The sequence below is a fragment of the Micromonospora arborensis genome (assembly GCF_003205615.1).
Taxonomy (GTDB): Bacteria; Actinomycetota; Actinomycetes; order Mycobacteriales; family Micromonosporaceae; genus Micromonospora; species Micromonospora arborensis.
On sequence record NZ_PYBV01000024.1, the window covers coordinates 33,870 to 49,330 of the forward strand.

The 15,461-nt window shown below is 69.2% G+C and carries 14 protein-coding genes and 1 pseudogene; 5 read left to right on the plus strand and 10 right to left on the minus strand.

What is annotated here, in order from left to right:
• Positions 1–27 precede the first annotated feature (27 nt).
• A complete protein-coding gene (locus C7C45_RS19565) occupies positions 28–1,107 on the plus strand; it encodes a hypothetical protein (protein WP_110565134.1) in 1,080 nt (359 codons plus the stop codon).
• Positions 1,108–1,168: 61 nt separating this feature from the next.
• Here C7C45_RS19565 and C7C45_RS19570 read toward each other — a convergent pair whose 3' ends face one another.
• On the minus strand, positions 1,169–2,497 hold the full coding sequence (locus tag C7C45_RS19570; RefSeq protein WP_110565135.1) for a hypothetical protein: 1,329 nt from the start codon (positions 2,495–2,497) through the stop codon (positions 1,169–1,171).
• Positions 2,498–2,972: 475 nt separating this feature from the next.
• On the opposite strand from C7C45_RS19570, the gene C7C45_RS19575 reads away from it, so the two are divergent.
• Positions 2,973–4,529 carry a pectate lyase family protein gene (locus C7C45_RS19575; protein WP_110565136.1) on the plus strand — a complete coding sequence of 519 codons (1,557 nt, stop codon included), beginning with the start codon at positions 2,973–2,975 and terminating at the stop codon, positions 4,527–4,529.
• Between the two features lie 213 nt (positions 4,530–4,742).
• Here C7C45_RS19575 and sodN read toward each other — a convergent pair whose 3' ends face one another.
• From sodN to C7C45_RS19600, 5 genes are all read right to left on the minus strand, one after another.
• Positions 4,743–5,147 carry a superoxide dismutase, Ni gene (gene sodN, locus C7C45_RS19580; protein ID WP_110565137.1) on the minus strand — a complete coding sequence of 135 codons (405 nt, stop codon included), beginning with the start codon at positions 5,145–5,147 and terminating at the stop codon, positions 4,743–4,745.
• A 95-nt stretch (positions 5,148–5,242) separates the two neighbouring features.
• A complete protein-coding gene (locus C7C45_RS19585; protein WP_110565138.1) occupies positions 5,243–5,926 on the minus strand; it encodes an HAD family hydrolase in 684 nt (227 codons plus the stop codon).
• Positions 5,927–5,984: 58 nt separating this feature from the next.
• Entirely contained in the window at positions 5,985–6,791 is an 807-nt protein-coding gene (locus C7C45_RS19590; RefSeq protein WP_110565139.1) for an inositol monophosphatase family protein, read from the minus strand.
• Positions 6,792–6,844: 53 nt separating this feature from the next.
• Positions 6,845–7,294, minus strand: coding sequence for an iron chaperone (locus C7C45_RS19595; protein WP_110565140.1), 450 nt, complete (start codon positions 7,292–7,294; stop codon positions 6,845–6,847).
• 157 nt (positions 7,295–7,451) lie between these two features.
• Positions 7,452–8,345 (minus strand): LysR family transcriptional regulator, encoded by an 894-nt coding sequence (locus tag C7C45_RS19600; RefSeq protein WP_110565141.1) that lies wholly within the window; start codon positions 8,343–8,345, stop codon positions 7,452–7,454.
• Positions 8,346–8,423: 78 nt separating this feature from the next.
• On the opposite strand from C7C45_RS19600, the gene C7C45_RS19605 reads away from it, so the two are divergent.
• The gene (locus C7C45_RS19605; RefSeq protein ID WP_244200454.1) at positions 8,424–9,419 is read left to right on the plus strand and encodes an aldo/keto reductase; all 996 of its coding nucleotides are present in this window, start codon (positions 8,424–8,426) and stop codon (positions 9,417–9,419) included.
• A gap of 1 nt (position 9,420) precedes the next feature.
• Positions 9,421–9,519: pseudogene (locus C7C45_RS35095) on the plus strand (IS5/IS1182 family transposase); the annotation flags it as partial.
• Positions 9,520–9,580: 61 nt separating this feature from the next.
• Here the strand turns inward: C7C45_RS35095 and C7C45_RS19615 are convergent.
• From C7C45_RS19615 to C7C45_RS19625, 3 genes are read right to left on the minus strand one after another with little or no spacing between them, the layout of a single operon-like run.
• The gene (locus tag C7C45_RS19615) at positions 9,581–10,297 is read right to left on the minus strand and encodes an NADPH-dependent F420 reductase (RefSeq protein WP_110565142.1); all 717 of its coding nucleotides are present in this window, start codon (positions 10,295–10,297) and stop codon (positions 9,581–9,583) included.
• A 38-nt stretch (positions 10,298–10,335) separates the two neighbouring features.
• The gene (locus C7C45_RS19620) at positions 10,336–11,367 is read right to left on the minus strand and encodes an LLM class flavin-dependent oxidoreductase (RefSeq protein ID WP_110565143.1); all 1,032 of its coding nucleotides are present in this window, start codon (positions 11,365–11,367) and stop codon (positions 10,336–10,338) included.
• Positions 11,360–12,409 (minus strand): LLM class flavin-dependent oxidoreductase, encoded by a 1,050-nt coding sequence (locus tag C7C45_RS19625; RefSeq protein ID WP_110565144.1) that lies wholly within the window; start codon positions 12,407–12,409, stop codon positions 11,360–11,362. The genes C7C45_RS19620 and C7C45_RS19625 overlap by 8 nt, the downstream gene beginning before the upstream one ends.
• Positions 12,410–12,517: 108 nt before the next feature.
• On the opposite strand from C7C45_RS19625, the gene C7C45_RS19630 reads away from it, so the two are divergent.
• Positions 12,518–13,009 carry a MarR family winged helix-turn-helix transcriptional regulator gene (locus C7C45_RS19630; RefSeq protein ID WP_110565145.1) on the plus strand — a complete coding sequence of 164 codons (492 nt, stop codon included), beginning with the start codon at positions 12,518–12,520 and terminating at the stop codon, positions 13,007–13,009.
• A gap of 19 nt (positions 13,010–13,028) precedes the next feature.
• Here C7C45_RS19630 and C7C45_RS19635 read toward each other — a convergent pair whose 3' ends face one another.
• Complete coding sequence (locus C7C45_RS19635) at positions 13,029–15,461, minus strand: DUF4132 domain-containing protein (protein ID WP_146247351.1); 2,433 nt, start codon at positions 15,459–15,461, stop codon at positions 13,029–13,031.

The window sequence follows — 15,461 nt, forward strand, 5'->3', positions numbered from 1 at the left end:
CACACCCCGTGCCGAAGGGCCGCCGTCATGACCGTCTCCCCGCTGCGCCGGGCGCTCACCGTCCTCGCCGTCGCCACCTTCACGGTTGCGGCCGCGCCGGCCGTGGCGGCGGCGGAACCGGACCCGAAAGCCCTCACCTGGACGGTCCAGCCGGCCACCGCGAGCGGGCCGGACGAACGTCGGTGGATCAATGCCAGCCTCGACCCGGGGAAGGTCGTGACCGAGCACCTGGCGGTCCGCAACTTCAGCCGCAACGCTGTCGTCTTCTCGTTGAAGGCGGCCGACGGCTACCTCACCGACAAGGGCCGCTTCAACATGCTGTCGTCCGACCGACCCTCGGTCGACGGTGGCACCTGGATCGACGTGCAGGAGAGGGTCACCGTCGGCCCCGACGAGACGAAGGTGGTGCCGTTCACGATCACGGTGCCCAAGGACGCCACCCCGGGCGACCACCCGGCCGGCATCGCCGCGACCGTCACCAGCACCGGTGGCACGGTCAACGTCGAGAGCCGAGTGGGGTTCCGCGTCATGGTGCGGGTCAACGGGTCCGTCCGGGCGGCGCTGCCCATCCAGGGCCTCACCACGACGTACACCCCGTCGTGGAATCCCTTCGCCGCGGGCACCGCCCGGGTCCGCTACACCGTCGTCAACGACGGCAACGTCTGGGTCAGCGGAACCAGCCGCGTGGCGGTGTCCGACCTCCTCGGCGTTACCGACCACGACGCCACAAGCGCGGTCGAGGAGTTGCTCCCGGGCGGTAGCCGTCAGGTGGAGACCCGGGCCGACGGCGTCTGGGCGCTGGGACGCCTCCGCACGACCGTCACCACGTCTCCGGCCCTGCTCGGCGACGGCCAGGCAGGTGCCGACCTCCGACCGGTCACCGCCACCGTCACCACCTGGGTCGTGCCGTGGGCGCAGCTCGGGCTGCTGTGTCTCCTCGTCGTACTGCTCATCGGCGCGCGGGCGGCGGCCCGTCACCGTCGGCGTCGGCTGGCCGGGCTACTGGACCGGGCACGGCAGGAGGGTCGGCAGGAGGGTCAGGAGTCGGTGCTCGTCGGTGGCGCTCCTTCCCGTGCCGAGCCCGACCCGGACGACGCTCGCCGGTAACGGCCGGTGCGATGAGACCGCGCCGGCCGATCGTGGCGAAACGTCGCCCGGGCTCGCACCGTCAGCCGCCCGCGCCGGCGGGCTTGGTCTGGGCGAGCAGCCAACGGAGAATGCTGGCGTCCTCGTAGGTCGGGCCGAACGACGCGTGGTAGTCCGGCAGTGCGAAGGCCGCGTCGGCGTACTCGGTGTAGCGAACGACGTCGGCGGCCTGCTCCGGGCTCTTGCCCCGGGCCTCGTACGCCTGCCGCAGCATCGCCGTGGAGTTCCGCGCGCCCGAGACGTTGAGCAGGTGGTCGTGCTCGCCGTGCGTGATCCAGACCGGGACCTCGGCCGTCGCGATCGCGGTGGCCTGCGCGGCGTTGACCGGGAAGCCGCCGGTCACCAGCCCACCGGCGAACAGGTCCGGTCGCTTGGCGAACGCCTCCCACAGCAGTTGGGAGCCGTAGGACACGGTGGTCGCATAGACCCGGCGGGTGTCCACGGAGAACTGGCCGACGAACTGGTCGAGCAGTTTGACCAGCAGATCAGCCTCGGCGGCCCCACCCACCCGCTGGTGCTGCGGGGCCAGGACGATCACGTCCTCGGAGCTGCCGGTCCACTCTGGCTGCAGCCACGCGGTCGCCGGGATGTCGGCGGCGAGTTGGACGCCGAGGTTGTCGCCGTCCCAACCCATCCCGTGACCGGGCAGGACGACCATCAGGGGATACCTGCGACCGGGCTGGTAGTTCTTCGGCAGGTGGTAGTGGTACGGCACTACCATCCCGCCACTGAGGAACGAGCCGTAGGTGAACTCGTCGACCACCTGGTTGACCGGCTTCTCGGTGACCGGACGAGATTCGCGCGGGGTGGCCCGGGCGAGCACCGGCCCCTTGCCGGATCCGCGGCCGGGCTGGGCATGCACGTCCTTGCGTTGCACCACCCGGGTGGGCAGCTCGGGATTGACCTTCACGGTGCAGAGGAAGGTCGGGCATTTGGAGACGATGACCGTCGACCCGCCCGTGTCCGCCGGGTCGAGCTCGACGATGACGTACCTGCCCGGCGACGACCGGTGGTCGGTACGGGTGCCCGCCACGCTGTTGGTGTAGGTGTGGGTGATGGTCCGGTCGGCCAGCTTCGGCAGGTCCTCGATCGGGTTGAAACGGAAGTTGTAGATGGTGTCGGTGACCGAGAACGTGCCGGTGTCGAGGGTGCCGGGATTGACCGCCGCGTCGTACTCGATCGCCACCGCGGAGACCTTCTGGCCGTACGTGTAGACGGTGGTGATCGGGGTGATGCTGCGGATGCCGCCATCGGGGCCCCGGCTGCCGCTCGTGCTGCCGTATGCCGTGCCCGAGGCGCCAGCCAGCACGAGGGTGGCGATGAGCGGAGCCAGTCCTTTTCGCAGTCGCATGCGAGTCCTTTCTCTTCGGCGGTGCGCTCAGTAGCGACCCCACAGAGCGGGACGGGAACGGTCGCTAAACTGATTTAGCAGAGCATCGACGGCAGGCCCTGCCGTGTCAATACCGGGCACCCCGCGCAACGAACGCCCGTCGAGGCGGCCATCGGCCTGACCCGGCTCGGCGCGAGGCCTCCCCTTGGCGCTGCAACAAACCTGCAAGCGTCAACCCTTGCCTTCAGGGAAATCGCTTTCCTACGATTGAGTCACATCGATGTTTCATTCCTGGGTCGGGCGATTCGCATTTTGCCCAGTGCTGCCAGTGGGCGGCGATGGCGCGACGCCTATCCGCGTCCACCTGGGCGGCAGGGATGGCTAGATCCGTCCAGCAATTAACAGACGCCAATGTGCAGGAGGTTGCGAGGTGCCGGCCGATCGCGAGGGCCGCGCCCGCCTCGGCGAAGACCAAACGAATGCGAAGTGAGGCGAGATGAGACGACCAGTCGCATTGCGACTTCAGGCAGCACTGGCCACGCTGGCCGTCGGGATCGCGATCGGGGTGGCCCTGTCGACCCCCCAGGCGTCGGCGGCGGTCGGTAGCGCGACCGGCTACGCCACGCAGAACGGCGGGACCACCGGCGGTGCTGGCGGGCAGACGGTACGGGCCACCACGGGGACCGCGATCCACGCGGCGCTGTGTGGTCGGGCCAGCAGCAGCACCCCGATCACCATCGAGGTCACGGGGACCATCAACCACGGCAACACCAGCAAGGTGTCCGGTTCGAGTTGCGACACCGCGGCGGACGTGATCGAGCTCAAGCAGATCAGCAACGTCACCATCATCGGAGTCGGCAGCGGAGCCGTCTTCGACCAGCTCGGCATCCACATCCGCGACTCCAGCAACATCATCATCCAGAACGTGACCGTCCGGAACGTCAAGAAGTCCGGTTCGCCCACCTCCAACGGCGGAGACGCCATCGGCATGGAGAGCACGGTGCGCAACGTCTGGGTCGACCACGTCACCCTGGAGGCCTCCGGCGGGGAGTCGGAGGGGTACGACGGACTCTTCGACATGAAGGACAACACCCAGTACGTCACGCTGTCCTACAGCATCCTGCGCAACTCCGGTCGCGGCGGCCTCGTCGGGTCCAGCGAGAGCGACCTCTCGAACGGCTTCATCACGTACCACCACAACCTGTACGAGAACATCGACTCCCGGACGCCGTTGCTGCGTGGCGGCACCGCCCACATCTACAACAACCACTACGTGGGCCTCCACGAGTCCGGCATCAACTCCCGAGCCGGGGCCAGGGCCAAAGTGGACAACAACTACTTCCGCGACTCCAAGGACGTTCTGGGCACCTTCTACACCGACGAACGCGGCTACTGGCAGGTGAGTGGCAACGTCTTCGACAACGTGACCTGGTCCAGCGCCGGCAGCCAGAACTACCCCGCCGGCCCCAACCCGACGTCGAACACCACGATCAGCATCCCGTACCCGTACCGCCTCGACGGGGCGAGCTGCGTGCCGGACATCGTCCGTCAGACGGTGGGTGCCAACACGGGTCTGCGGGTGTCGGACGGTAGTTGCTCGCCGCAGACCCCGCCGCCCAGCACACCTGCGCCGACCACGCCGCCGCCCACCACGCCTGCGCCGAGCACCCCGCCGCCGACCAGCGGGACCAACCTCAGCCTCGGTGCCGGTGCCGACGGCTCCAGCAAGGCCAGCGGGACGAGCTACGGCAACGTGCGGGACGGCAACATCAGCACGTACTGGTCGCCGGCCGGATCGACCGGCTCCATCTCGATCAAGTGGGGCTCGGCCACCCGGGTGTCCCGGGCGATCATCCGCGAGCCATCGGGGACGCAGGGCTCCATCGGGTCGTGGCAGCTCATCGACCACGACACCGGGGCTGTCCTGGCCTCCGGCAGCGGCGCGGGGTCCATCAGTTTCTCCGCGACGTCACTGAGCAAGATCACCTTCAAGATCAACAGCTCGAGCGGTACGCCACGGGTCGGCGAGTTCGAGACGTACGCCAGCCAGTAGTGCGTTGTCAGGTCGGCGCGGGCGGAAGCGGCGGGCACCGTCGCTCCCGCCCGCGTGAGCACCCGTCACGACGAGCGGTCTCGCCTCGCGGCGAGATCAAGATCCGCACAGATTCACTGAAACTGCTGCCTCCGGGCATGCTGAGGCAGCAGTTTCAGTGCTGTTGTGCGGATCTTGACCCGCTGGACCGCGCGGTGATCGCTCCGGGGTGGATCAGCTCTGCTTGGTCTCCCAGAAGATCTTCGAGATCTCCTCGATCTTCGCAAGGAGTTGCTCCGCGACCGCCGGGTCGGCGACTCCCTTAGCCCCGCCGGCGCCGGCCAGCTTGGTGGCCTCGTTGAAGAGGCCGTGCAGGTGCGGGTACTTCTCGAAGTGTGGTGCCTTGAAGTAGTCGGTCCACAGGACCCAGAGGTGGTGCTTGACCAGTTCGGCGCGCTGCTCCTTGATGATCAGCGATCGAGTCCGGAACTCTGGATCGTCGCTGGCCTGGTACTTCTCGGAGATCGCCTTGATCGACTCAGCCTCGATGCGGGCCTGCGCGGGGTCGTACACGCCGCAGGGGAGGTCGCAGTGCGCGCTCACGACGACGCGCGGACGGAGTAGGCGTGGCAGGTACATCCGGATCCCTTTCGACAACGGGTGTTGGATGGCGAACGCTAGAACCTCAACCGAGCTTCATGTCAAGAGTGCGCCGTTGGCCGGTGGGTGCCGACTCACGCCACCGGGACGCTGTTCACGCGCAGTGCCAGCCGGGCCAGGAGTGCGTCCAGGGAGAGGTCCGCGGCGCTGGATAGCACCAGGTCTGCCGCCGTGAAGCGGGCGTGGTCCGCGTGTGGGTTCGGCACGGCGACGCAGCGGAGCCCAGCGGCGAGTGCCGCCGTCACGCCGTGCGCGGTGTCCTCGAACGCGACCGCCTGCTCCGCGGGCAGCCCGAGCCGTTCGAGTGCCAGCAGGTAGACAGCCGGATCCGGCTTGTGCGCGGGGACCTCGTCGCCGGTCGCCAGCACCTCGAACCGCGCCCGCAGCCCTGCCTGATCCAGCAGGGCACCCACGTGGGTGAGCGGGGAACTGCTCGCCACGGCGAGCCGCAGCCCCAGCTCTGCGGCCTGGTCCAGCCACTCGATGATGCCGGGCGCGGGCTTCAGCGCCGCATTCAGCTCTGCTCGGTACGCCATCCGCAGCACGTGGCTGGACGTGCGGTCGTAGGCGGACCCGACTGCCGCTTCGAGCGCCGTGTAGCGGGCCGCGTTCGCATCCCCGCCATGGTCGGCGAAGAAGCCCTGTGGGTCGAGTTGCAGGCCATGCCGCGCCCACTCCCAACGCCAACTCTCGAGCAGGGTCGTCTCCGTGTCCATCAGCAGGCCGTCGAAGTCGAGAATCAGCGCTCTGGTCGTCACAGCGGCCAGTATCCCGGTCCTGGTCACCTGCCCACCAGGTGGTTGGCGCGCTCGGGCCTCAGTCCCTGTGGGGGCGCTGATTCTGAATGAGAGTCAACAGGGCGGCGTGTGTCGGCTCGTCCGCGGCGACGAGGAGACCGTTGCCACCGGCGTGCACCGGCTGACCGTCGATCCCGGTGACCACGCAACCGGCCGCCTGGCAGAGGGCGATCCCGGCCGCGAAGTGAACGCTGTCGCGCAGGTGGCGACCGTCCGTGACGTAGGCCGCGCGGCGACCGGCAGCGACCCATGCCACGGCCAGGGTGGTGGAGACGACGCGCGGGCGGAACTGTTCGATGAAGCCATCGTCAGCGAGCATCCGGGCCGCCAGGAAAACGTGCTTGTTGGGAAATGGCGGGTCGAGATTGACGTCGACCAGACTCGACTCGGCCGACGGGGTGAGTCGCTCGTCGATGCCACCATGGCGCACGAACGCGGCGGTGCCGTCGGTCCAGAACACCTCATCGGTGAACGGGTCGGCCGAGGCGGCCACCGTGCCGTCTGCCCCTGACCGCAGAGCGACGCTGACCGAGGTCAGCAGGTTACCCACGGCATAGTTCAACGTTCCGCACAACGGGTCGACCAGCCACGTACGTCCGTTTCCGTCGGTGCCGGTGCGCCCGCTCTCCTCCGCCAACACGACGTCGTGGGGACGCTTGGCCCGCAGGACACCGAGGATTGCCTTCTCCGCCTCGACGTCGGCGGTGGTGGCGAAGTCGCCCGCAGTCTTCAGGAAGCGCGTCAGCGCTGATCCGTAGTGGGAGCGGACGACGGCAGCTCCGGCTTCCGCCGCCTCGATGGCCAGCGCATGGTCGGTGATCGACATGCTCGAACCATAGGCACCCGACGCCAGCCCCTGACCGTCGGCGCGGGCGGCGGTCAGGACACGGCGGCCTTCACCAGCTCGATGACCCTCTTCTCCACCGCCGGGGTCCACTTCTGCAGCGCGTACGACACCGGCCACAGGTCGCCGTCGTCGAGGTTGGCCGTGTCCTGGAAGCCCAGGGTCGAGTACCGGTAGTTGAACTTGCCGGAGTCCTGGAAGAACACGACGATCTTGCCGTCCGCGTTCGCGTAGGCGGGCATGCCGTACCAGGTCTTCGGCATCAGATCCGGGGCGGCGGCGGTCACCGTCACGTGGACGCGCTCGGCGAGCGCGCGATCCTCCGGCGCCATCTGCGCGATCCGGTCGAGGATCGCCTGCAGCCCGTCGGCCTTCTTTGCACCCTTCTTGCCCTCGGCGCGCAGTTCGGAGGCGCGTTCCTTCATCGCGGCCCGCTCTTCCGGGCTGAAACCATCGGACGTGGTCGTGGTGGTCTTCGCGGACATGCTCGGGCTCCCTCTCGTCGTCCAGGCCCGGCGTGCTGCCGGCGACCTGGGAAAAGGCTAAGCCGGGACGACGCCCCCGAGCTTCTTGATTCCTGATCGGTCCGCGGAGCCGGCGTCCCCTAAGGGGTCCGGCCCGGCCCGTTCGAGGCCGGACCGGTCAGGTCGGGCCGGTCGCCGCTCGTTCAACAAACTGGCGGCGACACGCTTGGGCCGCAGCGCTGAGCCGGCGGTCCCGGTGGTGGATGAGGCCGATCTGTGGGTGCGCGGGTGCCCGGTCCGCTGGCTGCACAGCCACCGGCGGCCCGGCCGCCACAGCAGCTGTGCGGGCCAGCAGCGCCACGCCGAGGCCCGCGCTCACCAGCTCGCGGATGCTAGCCGGGCCGTGCGTTTCGAACGGCACCCTGGGCTCGAACCCGGCCCGGTGCGCGGCCCCGTCCAGGATGGCGCGCAGGCCGCTGCCGGCCGGCAGGCACACGAAGGACTCGTCACGCAGGTCGGCGAATGGGATCGGGCGCGAGCCGGCAAGCCGGTGGCCGGACGGGAGGATCAGCACCACCTCCTCCCGGCCGACCCGGCGTGCCGAGAAGCGCGATGGCAGGTCGTTGTGCACCGGGCCGACCACGAAATCCAGCGAGCCCGCGTCCAGATCGGCGAGCAGCGGCGCGATCAGCCCGGATCGCAGCGTGAGCGCGACACCCGGATGGCGGGAGTGGAAGCTGGCGAGCGCCGCCGGCAAGTCGAAGCCGCCGACCACTGCGGTCGCGCCGATCGTCACTTGGCCACTGAGGACGGCGGCCAGATCCGCCAGGTCGCCTCGGGCGCCGTCGAGTTCGTTCAGCACCCGCCGTACCCGGTGCAGCAGCAGCTCGCCGGCCGCGGTTAGCGAGACCCGCCGGGTGGTCCGGGCGAACAGCTCGGCGCCGATGTCGGTCTCCAGGGCTCGTACCTGGGCGGAGATCGCCGACTGGGCGACACGCAGGTGTTCGGCGGCCCTGGTGAACCCGCCGTGGCGGGCGACGGCCTCGAAATATCGCAACTGGCGCAACTCCATCGGCCTATCTTGGATCGAGATGAGTGTCAGCACAAACCTGACTTGGACATATCAAAGAAGCAGCGGAAGGCTGATGGCATGGCACAACAACGCATGGACCAACGGATTCTCGGCACCGCCGGCGTAACGACGTCCGCGATCGGGCTCGGCTGCATGGGCTTCTCTCAGGCGTACGGGCCAGCCGATGACGACGAATCGCTCGCCGTGCTGCACGACGCCCTGGACACCGGCATCACCATGATTGATACGGCGATGAGCTACGGCCGAGGACACAACGAGCGGCTCGTCGCCCGCGCGATCGCCGGCCGGCGTGACGACGTCGTGCTGGCCACCAAGTTCGGCATCGTGCGCGACGCCGACGGCGTACGCCTCGATGGCCGCCCGGAAAACGTGCGCGGCTACTGTGACGCCTCGCTCGAGCGGCTCGGCGTCGACACCATCGATCTGTACTACCTGCACCGCGTCGACCCCGAGGTGCCAGTGACCGAGACGATCGGCGCGATGGGCGAACTGGTGACCGCCGGGAAGGTGCGACACCTGGGCGTCTCCGAGGTCAACCCTGCCCAGCTGGAGCAGGCGGTCACGGTGCACCCGATCGCCGCCGTCCAGTTCGAGTGGTCGCTGGCCTGGCGCGAGCCTGAGGACGACGTGGTGCCGGCCGCCCGCCAGCTGGGGGTGGGCCTGGTGCCGTACAGCCCGCTCGGCCGTGGACTGCTGACCGGTGCGCTGTCAGCCGGCCCGTTCCCGGAGGGCGACTTCCGGCGCACCGATCCCCGCTTCGCCGCTCAGAACCTGGCCAGCAACCTCAACCTGGTGCAGACCCTGACCAAGCTGGCCGACGAGCACGGCGTCACTCCGGGGCAGCTGGCTCTGGCCTGGCTGCTAGCGCAGGGACCGGACGTGGTGCCGATCCCTGGCACCCGCAGCCGGGCGCGGCTCGCAGAGAACGCCGCAGCCGCCGACGTGCAACTTTCCGAACAGAACTTGGCGGACTTGGACCTGGCTGTGCCCCGCGAGTCCTGGCAGGGTGACCGCACGTCGTTCGCCGCGCACGGCACAACTCGGGCCCGCTAAGAAACGCTCGACCGGCGTGGACGGCTACGGCATCCCACTGGGAATGGCCGGCGCCCCGGCCGACCGGCACGACTCGCCACTGCTGCGCGATACCTCCGAGGCGTGCAGCGGACGCCTGGCCCACCACCCGCAGACTCAGGTGACACCTATTGCCGGTCGCGCTAAGCGGCCTCGTTCGACGTCGAGGCTCGGGCAGCGGCGATGGTCCGCCCACGCTCCGACTCAGGGAACCGGTCGAGCATGGCACGCACCTCGTCGGCGCTCACGTTGGCGCCGAACAACTCGCTGCCCGGCTCGAGCCGTACGCCCTCGGCGAGGGGACCGGCGACGACCGGATCGAACCCCAACGCGTCCACCAGTCCGGCGACCGTGGTGAGGTCAGTGGCGCTGTCGCCGGCGATCACGATGGCCTTGCGGCCAGGTGTCCCCACTGGTCGAGCCTCGTCCTCAAGATCGTGGTAGCCCATGTGGTTGAACGCCTTGACGACACGGGACCCGGACAGGAACGCCTGGACGATCTCGCTCGACGAGGTACGCGGGTTGGTGAGGTCGTCCCGAATGCCGTCGATCTCCCACCAGTAGTTCATGGCATCGACGACAAGCTTGCCGTGCAGCGCCTCGGCGGGAACGCTGCGGTACTTGCCCAGCGGAAGGGCGAGGATGACGATGTCCGCGCCGGCCACCGCGTCGACAGCCGTGGTGGCTGCCGCCCCGGGAGCGAGCACCTCGACGGTGAGTGCGATCTTCGCCGGGTCGCCGGAGCCGGCGACCAGCACCCGGTAGCCGGCGGCGACGGCGAGCCGGGCGAGCACCGTACCCACCTTGCCGGCCCCGAGGATGCCGAGGGTCACAGGCCGGCTCCGGTCGTTGTCGTTCATGTCGTCCTTTCGGTATTCCGTGCCTTCGGGAGTGCTGGTCAGCTGGCCAGGATGTCGCGGACCATGGGGATCACCCTGGAGCCGTACAGTTCCACGGCACGCATCCGGGCGCTGACCGGTTGCGCGCCGGCCGAGTAGATGAGGTCGAACCGGCCGACGCCGAGGCTGCGGATCGCGCGGGCCATCCGCCGGGCCACGGTCTCCGGCGAGCCGATGTACAGGGAACCACCCTCCACCTCGGAGTCGAACTCCTGGCGACGGATCGGTGGCCAGCCCCGCAGCGCGCCGATCCGGTTACGCATGACGCGGTAGTGCGGCCAGTAAATCTCCTTCGCCTCCTCGTCGGTGTCGGCGATGAAGCCTGGCGAGTGCATGCCGACCGGGTGTGCGGTCGTACCGAGTTGCTCGGCGGCTCTCCGATAGAGGTCCAGGTAGGGCGCGAACCGCTCGGGGGCGCCGCCGATGATGGCGAGCATCAGCGGAAGCCCGTACTGGGCGGTCCGCACGACCGACTGCGGTGAGCCGCCCACGCCGACCCAGGTGCTCAGGTGCCCCGACTCCGTCTTCGGGAAGACGTCGGCGTTGTCCAGCGGGGCACGCAGGGTGCCGCTCCAGGTGACCGGCTTCTCGTCGAGGAGCTTGACGAACAGGTCGATCTTCTCCTCGAACAGCGTGTCGTAGTCGCGCAGGTCGTAGCCGAAGAGGGGAAACGACTCGGTGAACGAGCCGCGACCGAGGATGACCTCGGCCCGGCCGTGCGACAGCGCGTCGACCGTGGCGAAACGCTGGAACACCCGGACCGGGTCGTCCGAACTCAGCACGGTCACCCCGGACGCCAGCCGGATCCGCGACGTACGGGTGGCGATCCCCGCGAGCACCGTCTCCGGCGTCGACACCGAGTACTCCGGCCGATGGTGCTCGCCGAGCGCGATGACGTCGACGCCGAGGTCGTCGGCGAGCACCGCCTCGTCGACGACCTGCCGGATCGCCGCGGCGTGCGACACGAGCTTGCCGGCGTCGTCCTCCGGTACGTCGCCGAACGTGTCGAGGCCGAACATGAGGTCAGACATGGGTGGGCTCCTTCGCCAGCAGCTCCCGGACCCGCGGCGCGACCTCACTGCCGAGCAGTTGGATGGTGCGTGCGCGTGCCTCGCGGGGCAGGTGCATGATGTCGTACTTCAGGTCGAAGCGGCTCAGCCGCAGGTCACGGGCGACTGTGGCGATCTTCTGCGCCACCGTCTCGGGTGATCCGACGAAGAGCGCGCCCTGGTCGATTTCCGCCTCGTAGCGTGCGCGGTCCGGTTTGTAGAAGCCGCGTTCCGCGGCGAGCGCCGCCACGACCGGCTGCCAGTACCGCCACCACGTCTCCACCGCCTCTTCGTCGGTGTCCGCGACAAGGCCGAGTGAGTGCTGCCCGATCGGCTGCAGGGTATGCCCGAATTGTTCGAGCGCCCTGGTGTAGAGGTCGACGTGGCTGGCGAAGCGCTGAGGGCGCCCACCGATGATCGCGAGCATGAGCGGAAGTCCGTGCCGGGCGGCGCGGACGACCGAGTTCGGGCTCCCTCCGACGCCGATCCACGTCGGGATGCCCCCGGGCTGCATCCGCGGATGGAGGCGCTGCCCGGTCAGGGGGCTTCGCACGGTGCCGGACCAGGTGACGGGTTCGTCCCGCTGAAGCCGCAGGAAGAGGTCCAGCTTCTCCTCGAACAACCGCTCGTAGTCGGCCAGGTCGTAGCCGAACAGCGGAAACGACTCGGTCGCCGATGCGCGTCCGAGGACCATCTGAGCGCGGCCGTTGGAGACGGCGTCGAGGGTGGCGAACTCGTGGTAGAGGCGTACCGGATCGTTGGTGCTGAGCACCGTGACCGAGGTGCCGAGGCGAATCCGCTCGGTCGCGGTCGCGGCTGCCGCGAGCAACACCGGTGTCGCCGAGTCGTTGTGGCCCTCGCGGTAGTGCTCGCCGAGGCTGAACACGTCGAGTCCGACCGACTCGGCGAGTCGTGCCTCGTCCACGAGGAGCCGGACGGTCTCGGCGTCGCTCAGGACCCGGTCGCCGTCGGTGGCCACCTCCCCGAACGAGTTGAGCCCCAGTTCGAAACCTGCAGCTGTCATCGTGTGCTCCTCGGTGCTCCGGGCCGGCGACCCGCGGGAGCGGACCTACCGGTTGACGTGTCAATGATGCTAACTTGGCGATTGACACGTCAATTCCAGGAGAGTGAGATGACGGAGGCCACACCCGCCCGACGGGGAGGACGCCAACTCCCCACCTCGGACGAGCTACGGATCTGGCGGGACTTCATCGAGACGACGGCGGCGCTGAGCTCCCGGCTCGAGTCCCGCCTACAGAACGACTCCTCGCTCTCGACGGGGGACTACGCCGTCCTGCTCGCTCTCAGCGAGGCCGAGGGGCAGGCGATGCGTTCCTCCGCACTCGCGGCGCACATCGGCTGGGAGCGCAGTCGGCTCTCCCACCACCTGGGGCGGATGGAGCGGCGTGGCCTCATTCGCCGGCAGGAGTGCGCGACTGTGCCCCGGGGCGCGGAGGTGCTGCTCACCCCGGCCGGAGCCGAGGCGTTCCGGGGAGCCACGTTTCCGCACCTGCGTGCCATTCGCGAACTCTTCGTCGACGCCCTGACGCCGGATCAGGTCCTCGTGGCGGGCGAGATCGCAGCGGCGCTCAGAGTGCACCTCGACGCCCTAGGCGAGAAATGATCTCCAAGGGCTCCGTCCGTCATCTGCTGAGCTGTCGGAGCACCGTGGTGTCGGTGATCGTGTCGTCGGCGGCGAGCATGATCGCCTTGGACAGGATCGTCGACAGCATGGGGTCGTCGTCGAAGGGCAGGTGAAGCCGGCCGGTGCGGTCGCGGGCCGGGACGATGCACAGGTACGAATCGTCGGGCTCCGTCAGGATGTTGCCGGAGCCGAGGTGTATCCGATAGGTGCGGACGTTCCCGCGGACGTGCAGGTACCGGTCGGAGAGGGCCACCCGACCGGCGATGTTCGTACGCGGTAGCAGCCGGGCCAGCGCGTCTCGACGTACCTCCGCAGAGGGGGTCAGCGCGGCGCTGACGGTGCTGCGCCAATAGGTGTGCAGCTGGTCCTCGCCGCGGTCGGCCCACTGCGGGTCGGTGGCGATCGACGTGACGCCGACGAACAGGTCCACGTCACGCATGGCCTCGGTGAAGACCAGTGGTGGCACGTCGACGACCGGCACCTGCTGCCACGTCGCCCCGTCGCGGCGGGCGAAACGCACCTGGTCGGTGGAGCAGTATTCGACGTCGTAGCTGTGCGGATCCGGGTTGTCGACCAGTTGGTGGCGGAACGACGCCCGCCACGCACCGCCGCCGAAGAGCTTGGTGGCGTCGCTGTCATAACCGCCATCCCAGGTGCCGAGGTATCCGGCCTGCCAGCCCCGGGCGCGCATGAGGGCGTTCGCCTGCCGGTACCGCAGGATGTGAGCGGCGAACCGGTTGGAGTAGACGAGCGTCCTCTCCTCGGCGGGCGTAAGGAGGTAGACCTCTCGGAAGGCCTGCTTGAACGGCTGTGCCAGACCGGCGGCGACCACGTGCTCACGCCAGGCGAGGACCTCGTCGGTCGTCGCTCGGGCGGGATGCCACAGCCTGACCTGGCCGCGAGGAACGTCCTGGCCGTCCAGGCCGGCGATCGTCCAATCGTCGCCGTCGCGTCGGGGCAGGCCCGCCGTCCACGTTCGTCCGTCGGTGCTGGTCTCCCACAACAGCCGCCGTCCGTAGGCACCGGTGATCGGGTGTACGAGGAATCGGGACGACCATTGCGGGTACGACCAGATGCGCTCCTCGGACAGCAGCCCTTCCACCCGCAGGCGCTCGGCGGCCAGGGTCGCGCCAACGCGTTTGACGAGGTCACGTAACTGCTTCAGCTCGTCGCCGTACGCCTGCTTGACCTGAACCGGGACGCCCTTGAGCGGGACACCGTCACGAGCGAAGGTCAGGCGTGCCTTCTCGCCCAGGACGTCGACCGTCGCTTCGTACGGCCCGACCGGTGTGCGTAGTCGCCCGTCGAGGCCGAGCCCGTGGTCGTCGACGGCGAGCTCCACCACCTCGCTGAGCGACCATCCCCGCAGCGCGCCGATGCGGGTCAGCGCGGTCTGGATCCGCTTCTGCAGCGCCTTGTTCTTGACCGTACCGGCCAGCCTCGCCAGCGTGCGTACCGGCACCTCGCCTTTCCGGCCCTCGAGCAGTTGCACGGCCGCGACAGCAGTCCGCTGGGCGTGGGGGAAACCCGAGGACTGCCGTGGCGCCGTCGCGGCGGCTGCGGTGACCCGTGCCAACAGGTCTGTCGCCGGCTCGTCGGGCTGCCGCGACAGCGCCCAGACCAGGCCTCGAACGAGGCGGTCCGAGTCGTCGTGCAGGGGCCGCCCGTAGGCGGCGAACGCTTCGAGGACCGACCGAACGACCTGAGCGCCGCCCGGTGTGGCGGCGAGCAGCTCGTCGAGGCGCCGCTGCCATTTCGCCGGCGCTGCCGGTCTTTCCAGAGAGGCGCAGTGCGCCAACACCTCCGGCACGCCCGGCGCGGCGAGGACAGCAGTCATCTCGGCGCGAACGAGCGGCCCGAACCCGTCTCCGTCGTGGAGCAGCCACGACGGCACGCGACGGCCGGTGGCGCGATCGAGGGCGTCGCCGATCAGCGTGATAAAGCGTCGTCGCGGCTCCGCCGCGACGAAATAGTCGCTCACCAGCTCGCTGAGGAAGGCGTCGAGGACCTGTGCCAGGTCGGCCAGCTCGGCAGGCGCCAGGCGCGTGGCGATCACCGCCGGCAGCTCCAGGTGTGCGCCGTTGTCATAGGACTCCCCGCGTGCCACGACCTCCAGGCACCACACGAGGTCCGCCCGCGTCCAGGGCAGGTCTCCGTCGGCCAGACTCCGCACGACATCGTTGAGCGCGGTCGGAGTCGAACTGGTCGACGACTCCAGATGCATGGCCAGCGCGGCGCTGCGGCGCACCTCGACCGGCCACGACTCGACCGCGGCCCACTCCGGCACGTTGATTATCGAGTGCCTCCAGTGGTACGTCCGTGCGACGTGCAGAACAGCCCTGACCTGAGCATCGGCCTCGGCAAGGCCGATCTCCACCTGCCGTCGATCCGCATCGCTCAGGTCGGGAAGGAACTCCGTCCAGTCGCCCAC

Coding starts and splice junctions, on each gene's coding strand:
- C7C45_RS19565 (WP_110565134.1), top strand. CDS start 28: ATGACCGTCTCCCCGCTGCGCCGGGCGCTCACCGTCCTCGCCGTCGCC.
- C7C45_RS19570 (WP_110565135.1), bottom strand. CDS start 2,497: ATGCGACTGCGAAAAGGACTGGCTCCGCTCATCGCCACCCTCGTGCTG.
- C7C45_RS19575 (WP_110565136.1), top strand. CDS start 2,973: ATGAGACGACCAGTCGCATTGCGACTTCAGGCAGCACTGGCCACGCTG.
- sodN (WP_110565137.1), bottom strand. CDS start 5,147: ATGTACCTGCCACGCCTACTCCGTCCGCGCGTCGTCGTGAGCGCGCAC.
- C7C45_RS19590 (WP_110565139.1), bottom strand. CDS start 6,791: ATGTCGATCACCGACCATGCGCTGGCCATCGAGGCGGCGGAAGCCGGA.
- C7C45_RS19595 (WP_110565140.1), bottom strand. CDS start 7,294: ATGTCCGCGAAGACCACCACGACCACGTCCGATGGTTTCAGCCCGGAA.
- C7C45_RS19600 (WP_110565141.1), bottom strand. CDS start 8,345: ATGGAGTTGCGCCAGTTGCGATATTTCGAGGCCGTCGCCCGCCACGGC.
- C7C45_RS19605 (WP_244200454.1), top strand. CDS start 8,424: ATGGCACAACAACGCATGGACCAACGGATTCTCGGCACCGCCGGCGTA.
- C7C45_RS19615 (WP_110565142.1), bottom strand. CDS start 10,297: ATGAACGACAACGACCGGAGCCGGCCTGTGACCCTCGGCATCCTCGGG.
- C7C45_RS19620 (WP_110565143.1), bottom strand. CDS start 11,367: ATGTCTGACCTCATGTTCGGCCTCGACACGTTCGGCGACGTACCGGAG.
- C7C45_RS19625 (WP_110565144.1), bottom strand. CDS start 12,409: ATGACAGCTGCAGGTTTCGAACTGGGGCTCAACTCGTTCGGGGAGGTG.
- C7C45_RS19630 (WP_110565145.1), top strand. CDS start 12,518: ATGACGGAGGCCACACCCGCCCGACGGGGAGGACGCCAACTCCCCACC.